General features: G+C 40.6%; 14 protein-coding genes. 7 read left to right on the top strand and 7 right to left on the bottom strand.

Annotated elements, in window-relative coordinates; genetic code table 11:
- Positions 1 to 34: 34 nt before the first annotated feature.
- The 5 genes from ACFFRD_RS29350 to ACFFRD_RS29330 all read left to right on the top strand — a co-directional run bounded on the left by ACFFRD_RS29350 (position 35) and on the right by ACFFRD_RS29330 (position 6,161).
- Positions 35 to 232, top strand: coding sequence for an NAD(P)H dehydrogenase subunit NdhS (locus tag ACFFRD_RS29350; RefSeq protein ID WP_012411449.1), 198 nt, complete (start codon positions 35 to 37; stop codon positions 230 to 232).
- Positions 233 to 304: 72 nt separating this feature from the next.
- Positions 305 to 961, top strand: coding sequence for an HAS-barrel domain-containing protein (locus ACFFRD_RS29345; protein WP_012411448.1), 657 nt, complete (start codon positions 305 to 307; stop codon positions 959 to 961).
- A gap of 142 nt (positions 962 to 1,103) precedes the next feature.
- Positions 1,104 to 3,242: a cation:proton antiporter gene (locus tag ACFFRD_RS29340; protein WP_392483193.1), complete on the top strand. Its 2,139-nt coding sequence runs from the start codon at positions 1,104 to 1,106 to the stop codon at positions 3,240 to 3,242.
- 421 nt (positions 3,243 to 3,663) lie between these two features.
- Positions 3,664 to 4,614, top strand: a complete 951-nt coding sequence (locus tag ACFFRD_RS29335) for a UDP-glucuronic acid decarboxylase family protein (RefSeq protein WP_179074582.1) — start codon at positions 3,664 to 3,666, stop codon at positions 4,612 to 4,614.
- Between the two features lie 155 nt (positions 4,615 to 4,769).
- Positions 4,770 to 6,161, top strand: a complete 1,392-nt coding sequence (locus tag ACFFRD_RS29330) for a UDP-glucose/GDP-mannose dehydrogenase family protein (protein WP_163933336.1) — start codon at positions 4,770 to 4,772, stop codon at positions 6,159 to 6,161.
- A 336-nt stretch (positions 6,162 to 6,497) separates the two neighbouring features.
- Here ACFFRD_RS29330 and ACFFRD_RS29325 read toward each other — a convergent pair whose 3' ends face one another.
- Positions 6,498 to 7,292 carry a DUF2993 domain-containing protein gene (locus tag ACFFRD_RS29325; RefSeq protein ID WP_392479215.1) on the bottom strand — a complete coding sequence of 265 codons (795 nt, stop codon included), beginning with the start codon at positions 7,290 to 7,292 and terminating at the stop codon, positions 6,498 to 6,500.
- A 202-nt stretch (positions 7,293 to 7,494) separates the two neighbouring features.
- Here ACFFRD_RS29325 and ACFFRD_RS29320 point away from each other — a divergent pair, with 202 nt between their 5' ends.
- The gene (locus tag ACFFRD_RS29320; RefSeq protein ID WP_392479213.1) at positions 7,495 to 7,722 is read left to right on the top strand and encodes a hypothetical protein; all 228 of its coding nucleotides are present in this window, start codon (positions 7,495 to 7,497) and stop codon (positions 7,720 to 7,722) included.
- A 4-nt stretch (positions 7,723 to 7,726) separates the two neighbouring features.
- Here ACFFRD_RS29320 and ACFFRD_RS29315 read toward each other — a convergent pair whose 3' ends face one another.
- Entirely contained in the window at positions 7,727 to 8,971 is a 1,245-nt protein-coding gene (locus ACFFRD_RS29315) for an ISL3 family transposase (RefSeq protein ID WP_392483192.1), read from the bottom strand.
- 304 nt (positions 8,972 to 9,275) lie between these two features.
- On the opposite strand from ACFFRD_RS29315, the gene ACFFRD_RS29310 reads away from it, so the two are divergent.
- Positions 9,276 to 10,469 (top strand): hypothetical protein, encoded by a 1,194-nt coding sequence (locus tag ACFFRD_RS29310; RefSeq protein ID WP_392479211.1) that lies wholly within the window; start codon positions 9,276 to 9,278, stop codon positions 10,467 to 10,469.
- Between the two features lie 104 nt (positions 10,470 to 10,573).
- On the opposite strand, the gene ACFFRD_RS29305 is transcribed toward ACFFRD_RS29310, so the two are convergent.
- From ACFFRD_RS29305 to ACFFRD_RS29285, 5 genes are all read right to left on the bottom strand, one after another.
- Positions 10,574 to 10,795, bottom strand: coding sequence for a type II toxin-antitoxin system HicB family antitoxin (locus tag ACFFRD_RS29305; RefSeq protein WP_392479209.1), 222 nt, complete (start codon positions 10,793 to 10,795; stop codon positions 10,574 to 10,576).
- A complete protein-coding gene (locus ACFFRD_RS29300) occupies positions 10,792 to 11,049 on the bottom strand; it encodes a type II toxin-antitoxin system HicA family toxin (protein WP_392479207.1) in 258 nt (85 codons plus the stop codon). Before ACFFRD_RS29300 ends, ACFFRD_RS29305 begins: the two co-directional genes overlap by 4 nt.
- A 175-nt stretch (positions 11,050 to 11,224) precedes the next feature.
- Positions 11,225 to 11,641 (bottom strand): type II toxin-antitoxin system VapC family toxin, encoded by a 417-nt coding sequence (locus ACFFRD_RS29295; RefSeq protein WP_392479205.1) that lies wholly within the window; start codon positions 11,639 to 11,641, stop codon positions 11,225 to 11,227.
- A complete protein-coding gene (locus tag ACFFRD_RS29290; protein ID WP_392479203.1) occupies positions 11,628 to 11,888 on the bottom strand; it encodes a CopG family transcriptional regulator in 261 nt (86 codons plus the stop codon). The genes ACFFRD_RS29295 and ACFFRD_RS29290 overlap by 14 nt, the downstream gene beginning before the upstream one ends.
- A gap of 48 nt (positions 11,889 to 11,936) precedes the next feature.
- Positions 11,937 to 13,187 (bottom strand): competence/damage-inducible protein A, encoded by a 1,251-nt coding sequence (locus ACFFRD_RS29285; protein ID WP_392479201.1) that lies wholly within the window; start codon positions 13,185 to 13,187, stop codon positions 11,937 to 11,939.
- Between the last annotated feature and the right edge of the window lie 136 nt (positions 13,188 to 13,323).

Below are 13,323 nucleotides of genomic sequence, written 5' to 3'. Positions count from 1 at the left end.
AAGCTATTAAAAGGAAACAAGCGAGGCTAAAAACATGATTCTGCCTGGAGCAACTGTTCGCGTCAAAAATCCCGCAGATACCTATTATCGCTACGAAGGACTCGTGCAACGACTGACCGATGGCAAAGTAGCCGTATTATTTGAAGGTGGTAACTGGGATAAATTAGTTACCTTTCGCCTAAGCGAATTGGAACTCGTAGAAACCATAGCCGGACGGAAAAAAGCCAAATAAGATTAGTCATTAGTCATTTGTCCTTTGGCAAAAACTAATGACTAATGACCAATGACTAATGACTAAATTACTATGCGCCTCCCACTACCACAGTTTGCTACTGGCGATCGCCATCCCAACCACATTGCGGAGGTGATTGAAACTACTAGTACTGAATTTCTAGCTCAGTGTTTGGAACCAGAAGATTTGAGCTTTCCCTCCATGCCACCCTTTGGTAGTTGGGTTTGCTCTGTGGATGAAGAATCTGGGAATCAAGTTTATGGGGTAGTATATTATGCCACGACCATGCCTATAGATTCTGTACACAGGGCTAGGGCTTTGGGGTTGTCATTGCAAGACTTACGCGAGGAACAACCCCAGATATTTGCCATGTTGAGAACAGAATTTAGAGCTGCGATCGTGGGATTTGAACAATCTTCCCAGAATCGAGGTTATAACCAAAGAATATATCAGTATCTACCACCCCGTCCCCCGCAAATTCATCAAGCTGTTTATCGGTGTGAACCAGAAGCGATCGTTAAATTTACTGAAGAACTAGATTTTTTGCGGACATTACTTTGTATTAACGGTGCGCCAGTCGAGTCCTTGACCGCAGCTGCCATTCGAGATGTATACCAATTACGCAAAGCTGACCGAGAATGGTTAATTAAAGCTGGACGTAACCTAAGCGTGCTACTTAAAGACGACTACGATCGCTTGCGGTTTATTTTAAGTCAAATCCATCCGTAGGTAGTTAGTTCTTAGACCATTGCCTAGTTAGTGTAAGTTAATATTTTTAATTTTTCGTCAGGTGGCTTACCCATTTTATATCCATCAGGCGATCGCCCCAAGGTAATCGCAGTTTTACCATAGCCCCTTCAATTCCTACATGATGGAACTCATATCACAAGTTCTTGTTCTGGAACCAACTTCCCAAGTTCTTGGCAAGGAACCAATTGTTCCCTTTGCTATTTTGCTGGTGGTTATCTTAGTTATCCCCATCATGTTTGAGCGGCTAAGATTACCAGGATTAGTGGGTTTGGTTTTTTCCGGGCTAGTACTTGGGCCTTCAGGCTGGAATTTATTTCAGTCTGACTCACCGATGATTAACCTGCTATCAGAGATTGGGTTAATTTATTTACTGTTTGTCGCCGGGCTAGAAATTGATCTCGAAAAGTTCCGTCGGCAAAAAAGTCGTGCCTTTGGCTTTGCCAGCTTGACTTTCCTTGTCCCCCTAATAATGGGAACCTTAGTAGGGCTGATTTTAGGCTATGGCTGGAATACTTCAATTTTAATTGGCTCTTTATTCACTTCCTATACTCTTTTGGCATATCCCATAATCAGCCGTTTGGGAGTAGTAAACAATAAAGCTGTTACTGTCACCATTGGAGCTAAGATTTTTACAGATATTGGGGCAGTGCTGATCTTAGGCGTTTGTGTAGGCATCACTCATGCTGGAGCATTCAGCTTTGCTAAACTACTCACCTTGTCGGGTTGGTTAATTATTTACTCTGTTGCCGTTGTTACAGGCTTTGATTGGGCAGGTAAAGAATTTTTCAAGCGGTCTGGAGATGATGAAGGAAACAAGTTTTTGTTTGTATTACTTTCCGTATTTCTGGCGGCTGTAGGCGCTCAATTGATTGGGGTAGAAAAAATAGTTGGTGCTTTTTTGGCGGGTTTGGCGGTGAATGAAGCTGTGGGTGAAGGCCCTGTCAAAGAAAAGGTAGTATTTATTGGCAGTGTGTTGTTTATTCCCATTTTCTTTGTTGACCTTGGCTTACTGATCAATCTATCCACCTTTGTGAACAACCTGGATACGCTCAAGTTAACGCTGTTGATGATAGTCGGTTTGATTGCCAGTAAATTGATTGCAGCTTTGTTGACAAAACTGCTTTACCGCTACAAGTGGCAAGAAACGTTAACCATCTGGTCGCTATCACTTCCCCAGGTTGGTACAACCTTAGCAGCTACGTTAGTGGGATATCGGGCTGGGTTGCTGCCACTAGAAGTATTACACAGTGTCATTGTCTTAATGGTTGTCACATCAACTTTGGGGCCGTTGATAACCAGTCGAATAGCTGTTGGTTTGAATTCCTTAGCAGAGGAAGATCCGGCACTACCTCTACCTGACCAGAATGCACCAGAGACAGACAGCGCTTTTACGATAGTTGTACCTGTCTATAATCCTCATACCGAACAGCATTTAATTGAAATGGCAGCGTTATTAGCGCGTCAGTCTCAGGGGAAAATTATACCACTGGCGATCGCAACTGCTGCGGCTCAGATGGATGCACCACAGTTAGAAGCTTCTCTACAACGAAGTGAGCAGTTATTGACCAAAGCCACGACACACAGCCGATTATTGGGCGTAGTCGCAGAACCAATGCTGCGAATTGATGATGCCTTTGCTCAAGGAATTAGCCGAGCCGCCCGCGAACAAAAGGCTAATTTAATTGTGATGGGTTGGGGTAAACGGACTGGGTTACGAGCGCGTTTATTTGGGAATGTAATTGATGGTGTGCTTTGGGCATCCCATTGTCCAGTAGCAGTAACACGTCTAGTAGAATCACCGAAAAAAATTCAGCGCATCTTAGTGCCAGTAGAAAACTTAACAGCACCCATATTACAGCCTGTACAATTTGCCCAAATGCTGGCAGAGGCAAATCAGAGCCACATTACTGTGCTAAATGTGTGCGATCGCCGCACGAGTTCCAGTAAAATTGCTTGGAGGCGATCGCATCTCTCCCTAATGGTATCTAATTTAGCTTTGGCTAATGCTCCAGAAATTCAAATTATCGCTCATGAAAATGTTGCCCAAGCAATTTTGCAGGCAGCACGATTATATGATTTAGTAGTTTTACCTTTTATACGCAATCGTACCAGTCCTGGAGGGTTAGCCATTAGCGATGTTACAACCCAGTTAGCCAGACAACTAACCTGCTCCATTGTCATGCTTGGAGAACCGCAGCGCACTCAAACCACAAATATAGTTATATCTAACACGGTTACTAGTATTACATCTGCTGTATAATATCAGGCAGATTTTAGTCTATCTGAGTGAACTAGGGCTGCGATCTGTATTGAAAAAAAGCTTTGCAACAAAAGAATTAACTGTAAGAATATATAGATATTCCTACAGTCAATTCTTTGCTGCTTTGCATCCAACTGAGAACAGCAATAACCGTAAAAACAATTTATATTATTGAAGATTTGATGAACTTTAAGTAGAAGACTAACAATATTGAGACTAAGTTTGTTATTTTTCTAGTTAAATTGTTAAAAAAGCAGGTAAAAACATCACAAGACTATAACCATAGCAAAATAAGTAAGTTCAATAACACTTTTTGATTAAGCCTTGTTCTTTTTTGAGTTCTGTATTTTTGTCCCCAAGCTGGGTAATCTAAAAGTAAGTGCAATAGGTACTGAAAATATTTGTAAGTAACTGGGAAACTATGAGAATTTTGGTGACGGGCGGTGCTGGGTTCATTGGTTCCCATCTCATCGACCGATTAATGACCGATGGGCATGAATTAATATGCTTGGATAACTTTTACACTGGCCATAAACGTAACATTCTTAAATGGTTAGGTCATCCGTATTTTGAAATGATCCGCCACGATATTACCGAACCAATTCGGTTAGAAGTGGATCAAATTTACCATTTAGCTTGCCCTGCTTCACCAGTACATTACCAGTACAACCCAGTTAAAACCGTTAAGACTAACGTCATGGGAACCCTGAATATGTTGGGGCTGGCTAAACGTGTGAAAGCTAGATTTTTCTTGGCTTCAACTAGTGAAGTATACGGAGATCCAGAAGTTCATCCCCAAACTGAAGAGTATAGGGGTAGCGTCAATCCCATTGGGATACGTTCATGCTACGACGAAGGTAAAAGAATTGCTGAAACTTTAGCATTTGATTACTACAGACAAAATAAAGTTGATATTCGAGTTGTGCGAATATTTAACACCTACGGCCCGAGAATGTTAGAAAACGATGGTCGGGTAGTAAGCAATTTTATAGTTCAAGCCTTGCGAGGCAATCCTTTAACTGTTTATGGCGATGGTTCGCAAACTCGGAGTTTTTGCTACGTTTCTGATTTGGTAGAAGGATTCATCCGTCTGATGAATAGCGACTATGTTGGCCCAGTAAATTTGGGTAATCCTGGTGAATACACAATTTTACAATTGGCGCAAGCTGTGCAGAACATGATCAACCCAGACGCACAGATTAAGTTTGAGCCACTACCTTCGGACGATCCCCGTCGTCGCCAGCCTGATATTACTAAGGCAAAAACTTTGTTAAATTGGGAACCTACCATTCCTCTGCAAGAGGGGTTAAAACTGACAATAGAAGATTTCCGTAATCGCATTCAAGGCGATGTCAATAATTCAACCAACTAAGTAGCGTAGCGCCTAGCGTTGCTCTGAATTTTCATGCAGGCTTACCCAAAGGGTAGCTGGTATGCTTAGTTACTGAGTTTTCTAACTGTGTGTTAAGTGTCATATTGATAACTTCTTTTTGAAGACTACACCAAAAAAAATTAGGGAGTTAAAGAATGCGTGTTTGCGTGATTGGTACTGGCTACGTTGGTTTAGTTACAGGTGCTTGCTTGGCTCATATTGGGCATGATGTAATTTGCGTAGACAACAACGAAGAAAAAGTTAAGTTAATGAAGTCTGGACAGTCCCCAATTTTTGAGCCGGGACTCTCAGAAATTATGCAGTCTGCCATTCAAACACAGAAGATTCATTTTACAAGCGATCTTGCTGCTGGAGTTTCCCACGGTGAAATTCTGTTTATTGCTGTGGGAACACCACCTTTGCCTACTGGTGAAAGTGATACTCGTTACGTTGAAGCTGTAGCCCGTGGGATTGGTGAAAATCTCAACGGTGGTTATAAGGTGATAGTGAATAAGTCTACAGTCCCCATTGGCTCAGGTGACTGGGTGCGGATGCTTGTTCTAGATGGTGTTGCAGAGCGGCAAAAAACATTGATACCCGCAGGTGGAGTACCGAGTGATGATAAATTACCTGAATTTGTAGCCGAGTTTGATGTAGTCAGCAATCCAGAGTTTTTGCGCGAAGGTTCGGCAGTTCACGACACCTTTAACCCCGATCGCATTGTACTAGGAGGCAATAGCCAAAGAGCAGTAGCCTTAATGCAACAACTGTATGCCCCGATTGTGGAACGCAAGTACGCTGAGGATCAATCTTTACCCCCAGTGCCAATTCTGGCAACAGACCTGAGTTCGGCGGAGATGATTAAATACGCCGCCAATGCCTTTTTAGCCACTAAGATTAGTTTTATTAACGAAGTTGCTAATATTTGCGATCGCGTCGGTGCTGATGTCACCCAAGTAGCCAAAGGTATCGGTCTAGACTCCCGCATTGGTAACAAGTTTTTACAAGCTGGTATCGGTTGGGGTGGTTCCTGCTTTCCCAAAGATGTCTCGGCTCTAATTCATACTGCTGATGACTATGGTTATGAAGCCCAGTTACTAAAATCTGCCGTTAGTGTTAACGAACGCCAACGCTTGATTGCTCTGGAGAAACTCCAACAAGTTCTGAAAATTCTCAAAGGCAAAACAGTCGGACTACTCGGACTGACCTTCAAACCAGATACCGACGACTTGCGCGATGCTCCAGCCCTTATTTTAATCGAGCAGCTAAACAGATTAGGAGCCAAAGTTAAAGCTTACGATCCAATTATTTCCCAAACAGGTATGCGTCATGGCCTTTCTGGGGTGCTAGTAGAAACCGATGCCGAAAGATTAGCTGACGGCTGCGATGCCTTAGTACTCGTCACCGAATGGCAGCAGTTCAGCACTCTCGACTATGTGAAGATGGCAAAATTGATGGCCCACCCCGTTATCATCGATGGTCGTAACTTCCTCGACCCTGAAACACTTATACGCGCTGGATTCCAATATGTAGGCGTGGGAAGGTAGAGAGTTAGGAAGTTATGGCAATACGGTTCGGTTAAAGTTTTAATCTTTTGAAGATCCCCCCAAGCACCCTTTTTAAGGGGAGCTTTTAACCCTCTTTATACCCCCTTAAAAAGGGGATCGCCGCAGGCGGGGGGATCTTAAGCAAACCGTATTGGGAGTTAGGGGTGATAAGTAAAAATGAATTACAACCTGTAATCAATTACTCCGAAATCCCTTAAAAACCTAAATATTTAAATTACCGCCTAGAATAATCTAGGCGGTATTTAATTTGTTTAAAGTTTTACACAAAGCTGCTCAGAAAGACTTTACTTTGATATTTTACGTGTTCATTTCATATTAGCTGCTACTTGGAATACGTTCAATTTCAGCATATCCACTGAAAATAAGTTTTTGACCTTCAGTTTCTAATCGGTTGAGCCGCATTTTCACTCCATCGAGGTCAAAACGATCCAAATCAACCATATTATCTAAAATTTCTACCAGCGCTACGCTCAAGGTTTGCGAAATTTCTCGTTGTGCTTCTGGCACTTGATCAAGTTGAATTTTTGGATCTTTGAAAGAAACTCGCCGCCGCCTTTCAATACCTACAGTTAAAATCATGCTCAGGGGCACAAGTTCGCCATTGTTTAAATCTGCTTTTGCTACAACCTGCAACCGATTTTCTGGCAATAGCTGTACCTGAACATCTGTAAAGGAGACTGGTTCTCCGTCAGATAATTCTGTCAGTGATGGCACGGTGAGGTTAAGCAAGCGCTTTTTCACCAGTTCCGCATTAAAGGCTTGGTTTATCCCTGCTTCTGATAAAATTACTTGAGCGATCGCTTGAGTGGGTTGCTTAAGACTAAGTTTACCCTTTAAAACCGAGCCGAAGTCAATAGCCACCGCATCAGTTTCAAAAGACATCTCTTCTACTGCGAAATCTCTCCGAATCACCAAGCCACGACCGCTCATTTTGAAGCTATCAATGCTGCCTTGCAAGAGCTTGCTGGAGGGGTAGCAGCGCACAAAGACTTCTACTGACTCGCTTTGGGTAAACAGGTGGCGAATCGTTTGGCTGGCGACCGTGTTGAGCATCCGCTCTCCCCAATCTGTGCCTTTAGGATCTTGTAAACCAGTAAGTCCGCCGAACATGTGGTTTTGGGTCTCTAGAAGTTCTTTGTACTTTTGTAACAAATCATGAAGAATACAGCAAGCGATCCCGTGATTAATTGTGCTGATGGGTAGGAGTTGAATAACTGATGATTAGAATTTAAATGTGTCAAATGTTACTTTGTATCTCATGAGTGGGAATAATCAAACTAAGTTATTGCTAAGATTCTCACCAATACTATATATGATACAGCTAAATATTCTAGAACTTGCCAAGCAGGGTGATACAAATGCGATTAACACTCTGGTAAGTCAGTGGTTAAATTTACCCAGAATTACGCCAAAAACTAGTTTAAAACAAAATTGTCTCCAGATAATCCTGGAATCAATTGAAGTTCCAGTACAACAGTTAGTAGTCCCAGTTATTTGTGATGGATTAATTAATTTGGTTCTTCAGTACTTGTTATGCTAAACTATCAATTAAAATGCCAGCTTAATAAGCATCTTACTCGGAAGTTTTCAAAATTTCTAAACCCATAAGCCGAGCGCTTAATTAGTTTGAGTTTGTTATTGATACCTTCAACGACACCACTAGTCGTTCTATTATCAAAATAAGCGATTATCTCATCAAACCAACGGATAATAGTATTGTTGCTATTGGGAAAATATTGTTTAGCTTTTGAGAGCCAAATACCCAGTTTAAAGACTGCTGTATACCAATTATTAGTCTTATTAAAAATAGTTCTAATTTTCTCTTTGAATTCATGCATTACTTTGAGAATAGAAGATGCCTCTTTTACTTGAATCAGCTTAGTTTTTTGCTCCTCATTCAAATCTGACTCGTTTTTCAGTAGAACGTATTTACTTTTATTAATTCCTGCTAATGTTTTTTCATATTCTGCCTTTTTTGATGATGTTTTTGCTTTCTTTCTTAACTGTTCGACATTCCGCTTTTCTTGTTTCCTCTGGGTATCTAATTCCTTGTTTATCTGAACCATAACGTGAAATCTATCTGCAACGACTTGAGCTTTAGGCATTAATTCTGTAACTAAGTTTTTATATCCTTTCCATAAATCTATGCTGACTTCCTCTATTTGTTCTAAAACTTCAGTTCCCCATTCTATAAGGGTTTTCTTGATTACCTCTTGAGTGCGATCGCTTAAAATTGCCAGCAGCTTAGACGTATCTAAATCTACTAATACAGCACAGTAATTTCCCTTTCCTTTCACTAGAGCTATTTCATCAATTCCAAGTCTTTTTAAGTCTTCAGGTTTTAAATCACCGTTATCTTCAGATGCGTCTTTTAACATTCTTTCTATTTCATCTGTTGTCACTATACCAATAGAAGCCACACTACGTATGTCCGATTCTAATACTTCTTGTATTGTTTTATGTGCAAGTCGTTTTGTATAAGTTCTTTTCTTTCTAACAAAATCTAGGTCTTCACTGAAGGGTTTTCTGCATTTTTCACATTTAAATTGTCGCCTATTAATTTCTAAAAAAACAGATTTATCCCCGAATGGTAAATCTTTAACAATGTGTCGATGATTTTGATGCAATTTCTGACTTTTTATGCCACAGTCAGGACAAATACTATATGATTTAATTGATTCAGTTTGTAAAACAATTCCAATCCCCGCATGAAGACGCTGTGATATAACTTTTACATCTTTCAAATCCAGAAGCTCTGTTAGAATTTTAATTCCTCTTTTATTGAGCATATCTGTAAATACACTTAAAAATATTATTGTTATATTTACAGCTAACAATATATATGGTTTCAATGTCAACCATATCAACGACTTTACTCATAACTTTATATACTAATTGACGATTTTTAACTCTGGATCACTAATTATTTAGCATAATAAGTCCTGAAGAACCATTAATTTAGGCATCCAATCTTTTAAAAATGTCAAAATATACGGTAGAGTAACAGGTGAAGATTTACCAGATTGGCAACAAAAAATTGAGTTAGAAGCGCTAGTAAATTTAGCTGTACTAACACCTCAAACAAATATTGAAGTGGAATCTTCAATTGTCATTACTAAACCAACAGATAATAAATTAACTGTACAAAAATCATCTTTTTTGGGTTCATTGTTGGGAGCAGTAACAGGAACAGCCGGAGCCGTTGGCGGTGCTGCTGTTCAAGCTGGACAAGCTGCTACAGGAGCAGCTATAGGCATCAGTGGGACTATTGGAGGTGCTGCTGTTCAAGCAGGGCAAGCTGTTGCAGGGGCGGCTGTAGGTATTGGTGGTGCAATTGGTGGTGCAGCTTTTCAGGCAACACAAATTGTAGGGCAGGCATTAGCAATTGTTGGCAACAATCCTCAATTGCAAGCAGCAATAAAATCTCTAAATCAAGATTGGTTAAATCCCTTAATTGAACAGGTTGATTTAGTTAAAGCTGAGGCTGCTGTCAGAAAGTTACAGCAAGAACATCCAAATCAACAACCAGTACAAATTGCCCATCATCTTATGCTGGAAAAAGCTGTTTTAGTAGGAGGAACAGGGCTTGCTAGTAGTTTTGTGCCCGGACAAGCAGCTGCAATGTTTGTAGTAGATTGGGCTGCTACATCTGCATTATCAGTGGAGTTAGTCTATCAAATTGCTGCTGCCTATGGAATGGATTTAAAAGATTGTGATCGCAGAGCAGAGGCAGTAGCAATTTTTGGTTTAGGGGTAGGTGGAAAAACAGCAATCAAAGCTGGTTTGGGCTTACTAAGAAATTTGCCAGTAGCGGGAGCCGTCATTGGTGCTAGTTCAAATGCAGTAATGATATACGCATTAGGCTATGCGGCTTGTCAGTTTTATGAAGCAAAGCAGAATCCATTAACTTTAGAAGCGACTTTAGTCGATGCTCAACTAGAGAGTGAACAATATCTTGAAGCTGCTATCTCCCAAGAAAAGATTATGGATCAAATTTTGGTTCATATTGTCTTAGCGGGAAATCCAGATAAATCTTGGAAAGATATTTTGCTAGAATTACAAGCTGCGAATCTTAGTCCTGCCTCAATCGATGCGATTACAGCTAATATAAAATCGCTACCATCTTTAGAAACTTTACTTGAGCAACTTAATAGTGATTTTGCCGTACCTCTACTGGCGCAATGTCAAAAAATTGCTCATCTAGATGGGGTAATTACACCAGCAGAAGCTAAGGTTATAGGTTCTATTAACAAAAAGTTTAACTATGATATAGCTGCAATTAAATAACCTGAATACTGGTATTAAGATTTTTTAGCAAAGGCGATCGCAATCTCTACACAAAAGTGCGTAGACGCGGAGCGGCTTGTCATCAGACATCGCATCTCTACTAATCATGAGGCTATCTGGTAAATTGCAGGACGATATCTCGGTTCAGGAATTAGTTTTTCCTCCTTTTTCGCAGCATCTAACCATGCTTCTTTTGCTTTCAAAACTTCATGAAGTGCTTCTTCTTCAGTTGAGCCAAATGCTGAACAGTATTTCAAATCAGGAATATCAGCAATATAGCCCTCATCTTCTTGACTGTAGAAGATATTAATATGATAGTTTTTCATTCTTCATCCTCCAAAATAAGTGTATATTTTTCAATCAAAATCAAAAATTGACGGACTTGATATGGAACAGCTTCGCCCTTTCGATTTTGCAGGTTAACAAGCTCAGGAATATCTGGATTAGTAAATATGTGGTGACTGCCATTAACCCGTGATAGATAAAATCCAAACGCCTCAACCAAAGTCACCAGTTCATTAAATTGAATATTCTTAGAGCTAGAAAGAACTTTCTCTAGCAATTTACGCTTTTTCGACATTTCTACACTTTGGACTTTTGTAGATTCAGAGAGGAACGTTTTAAAGAATAGCCAAATTCGGACAGTGTATCTTCTGGCTCGAATAACATCTCAAAATAGTTTCTGGAAGTGTATGAGTGATTTGGTTGAAGAATGGGAATTTTGTTCATAGCTGCGTAATTCATAATTGAGTTTTTTAACATCCCATCAGATTTTCAAACGGATACTGATTTTTCCAACAGTAAGCATTAAAATCTCTGAAATCTATAGACAAAATTCTTCCATGCCCCAGATTTTCTGCCAAAACTACTAACGAAGCATCGGCCAGATCCATTGGTAAGTTCGCATATTTTTCTATCAGTTCACAAATGCGTTTAGCATGATGGGGTTGCAAATCAAAAACCGTAAAGGCCCCTAAAAATAAGTTATTAATGAAACTTACTTGCGCGTGGTTCCCCATCTTTGTTAGCAGTAGATAGCAAGTCTTTGTAACGACAGCCCAAGTCGTAATCAGAGGTTCGTTGACATTGGCAAGTACTGTTATTGCTTGAGTGTGGTACGAGTCATTGCGATTTGCCAATGCTAACCAAAAGCCAGTATCAACGATAATCATACTTAGCTTTTAAACCATCTCTCAAAATTGATTTGTAATTTACAGATAGATCCGGATGTGACTCACCGCAACCAATAAAGGCTGTTTGGGTGAGCATTGAGAAAGGATTCTTTTGCTCCTGCTGAAGCTGCTGGTAATACAATTCAATAGCAGACTTAATCACATCTGTTACTGCCTGATTAGTCTGCTGTTGAATAAAGGCTAATTTGTCAGCATACTCGTCATCTAATCGCGCATTAATTCGCATGGTTAAGTTCGTTTGTCATACGAATGTATGACAAAGATAACATGCCTTCTACCTCGTCAACAACTTCCGCCGCAGATTATCTAACGCTGCATTCGCGCTGACATGACGAATTAAAGCTCGACCTCTCACTGTACCAAATTGATACTCAAAACTTGTCACTTCATCCTTTGGCCCAGCTAAACCAACGTAAACTAAACCCACAGGCTTTGTATCTGTCCCTCCAGTTGGGCCAGCAATACCAGTAATACTCAATCCCCAAGTTGTTGCAAGGCGGGTTTTGACTCCAATTGCCATTTGCTCTGCAACAGTTGCACTTACCGCCCCAAATTTATCTAAATCTTCCTGGTTAACCCCCAGCAGCTTAACCTTCACCGAATTGTCATAAGAAATTACGCCACCCCAAAAGTAATCAGAACTTCCAGAAATCTCAGTCAACATTTGCCCTAAACCGCCACCAGTACAAGATTCTGCCACCGAAAGCGTTTCTTTTGATGCCCGCAATAACTCACCGACAACGGAAGCAAGAGTATCATTATTAACGCCGTAAAAATCTAGTCCGGCAATTTCTTTAAGTTGTTTCTCAATGGGCGCAATTAAGGCTTCTGCGGCTGCTTCAGAAGTGGCTTTAGCAGAAACTCGCAATCTTACTTCTCCCTTACCTGCATAAGGGGCGACTGTGGGATTTGGCAACTTCAAATAAGAAGCAACTTTTTCCGCCAAAGCGGATTCACCAATACCCCAAAACTTTAAACTTCGGCTGTAAATAATTTCTTTACCCCAACCTTGACTTTTGAGAAATGGGACGGCTGTTTCTTCCCACATTGGATACATTTCACTGGGAACACCGGGAAAGGTAAAAATCGTGATTTCAGGACGGGGTTGCCAAATGATACCGGGTGCTGTTCCTGTGGGGTTGGGGAGAATTTCTGCACCTTGGGGAATCAAAGCCTGCTTGCGGTTACTTGGTGACATAACCCGACCGCGTTGGGCGAATTTCTGGGTTATGTCTTCGATAATTTCTGGGTTTTCTACCAAAGGAGTTTTAAAAAAATCAGCGATGGTTTCGCATGTGAGATCATCTGGTGTGGGGCCGAGTCCACCAGTGAAAATGAGAATTTGCGCTCTGGAAATAGCAATTTCTATAACTTGCTTCAACCGTTCTGGATTATCCCCAACTACTGTTTGATAGTAGTGGGGAATTCCTAGCTGCGCTAATTGTTGCGCCAAATATTGAGCATTGCCGTTGAGGATATCTCCTAGCAGCAATTCAGTACCAACACAAATAATTTCTGCACTCATTGGAATGGGGAATGGGGAATGGGGAATTGGGAATTGGGGGGAGCAGGGATTAAGAATTTTAGATTTTAGATTTTGGATTTTGGATTAAATTTCAATCTAAAATCGTCAATCTAAAATCTAAAATTGAATTGCCCCA

This window comes from Nostoc sp. C110, from assembly GCF_043099725.1.
Classification (GTDB): Bacteria; Cyanobacteriota; Cyanobacteriia; order Cyanobacteriales; family Nostocaceae; genus Nostoc; species Nostoc muscorum_A.
The sequence above is the reverse complement of the archived record's forward strand: the minus strand, read 5'-3'. Positions and strand labels throughout refer to the sequence as shown.

What these genes read in the sequence shown, in the direction of transcription:
- ACFFRD_RS29350 (WP_012411449.1), top strand. Translation starts at nt 35, where the DNA reads ATGATTCTGCCTGGAGCAACTGTTCGCGTCAAAAATCCCGCAGATACC.
- ACFFRD_RS29345 (WP_012411448.1), top strand. Translation starts at nt 305, where the DNA reads ATGCGCCTCCCACTACCACAGTTTGCTACTGGCGATCGCCATCCCAAC.
- ACFFRD_RS29340 (WP_392483193.1), top strand. Translation starts at nt 1,104, where the DNA reads ATGGAACTCATATCACAAGTTCTTGTTCTGGAACCAACTTCCCAAGTT.
- ACFFRD_RS29335 (WP_179074582.1), top strand. Translation starts at nt 3,664, where the DNA reads ATGAGAATTTTGGTGACGGGCGGTGCTGGGTTCATTGGTTCCCATCTC.
- ACFFRD_RS29330 (WP_163933336.1), top strand. Translation starts at nt 4,770, where the DNA reads ATGCGTGTTTGCGTGATTGGTACTGGCTACGTTGGTTTAGTTACAGGT.
- ACFFRD_RS29325 (WP_392479215.1), bottom strand. Translation starts at nt 7,292, where the DNA reads ATGTTCGGCGGACTTACTGGTTTACAAGATCCTAAAGGCACAGATTGG.
- ACFFRD_RS29320 (WP_392479213.1), top strand. Translation starts at nt 7,495, where the DNA reads ATGATACAGCTAAATATTCTAGAACTTGCCAAGCAGGGTGATACAAAT.
- ACFFRD_RS29315 (WP_392483192.1), bottom strand. Translation starts at nt 8,971, where the DNA reads ATGCTCAATAAAAGAGGAATTAAAATTCTAACAGAGCTTCTGGATTTG.
- ACFFRD_RS29305 (WP_392479209.1), bottom strand. Translation starts at nt 10,795, where the DNA reads ATGAAAAACTATCATATTAATATCTTCTACAGTCAAGAAGATGAGGGC.
- ACFFRD_RS29300 (WP_392479207.1), bottom strand. Translation starts at nt 11,049, where the DNA reads ATGTCGAAAAAGCGTAAATTGCTAGAGAAAGTTCTTTCTAGCTCTAAG.
- ACFFRD_RS29295 (WP_392479205.1), bottom strand. Translation starts at nt 11,641, where the DNA reads ATGATTATCGTTGATACTGGCTTTTGGTTAGCATTGGCAAATCGCAAT.
- ACFFRD_RS29290 (WP_392479203.1), bottom strand. Translation starts at nt 11,888, where the DNA reads ATGCGAATTAATGCGCGATTAGATGACGAGTATGCTGACAAATTAGCC.
- ACFFRD_RS29285 (WP_392479201.1), bottom strand. Translation starts at nt 13,187, where the DNA reads ATGAGTGCAGAAATTATTTGTGTTGGTACTGAATTGCTGCTAGGAGAT.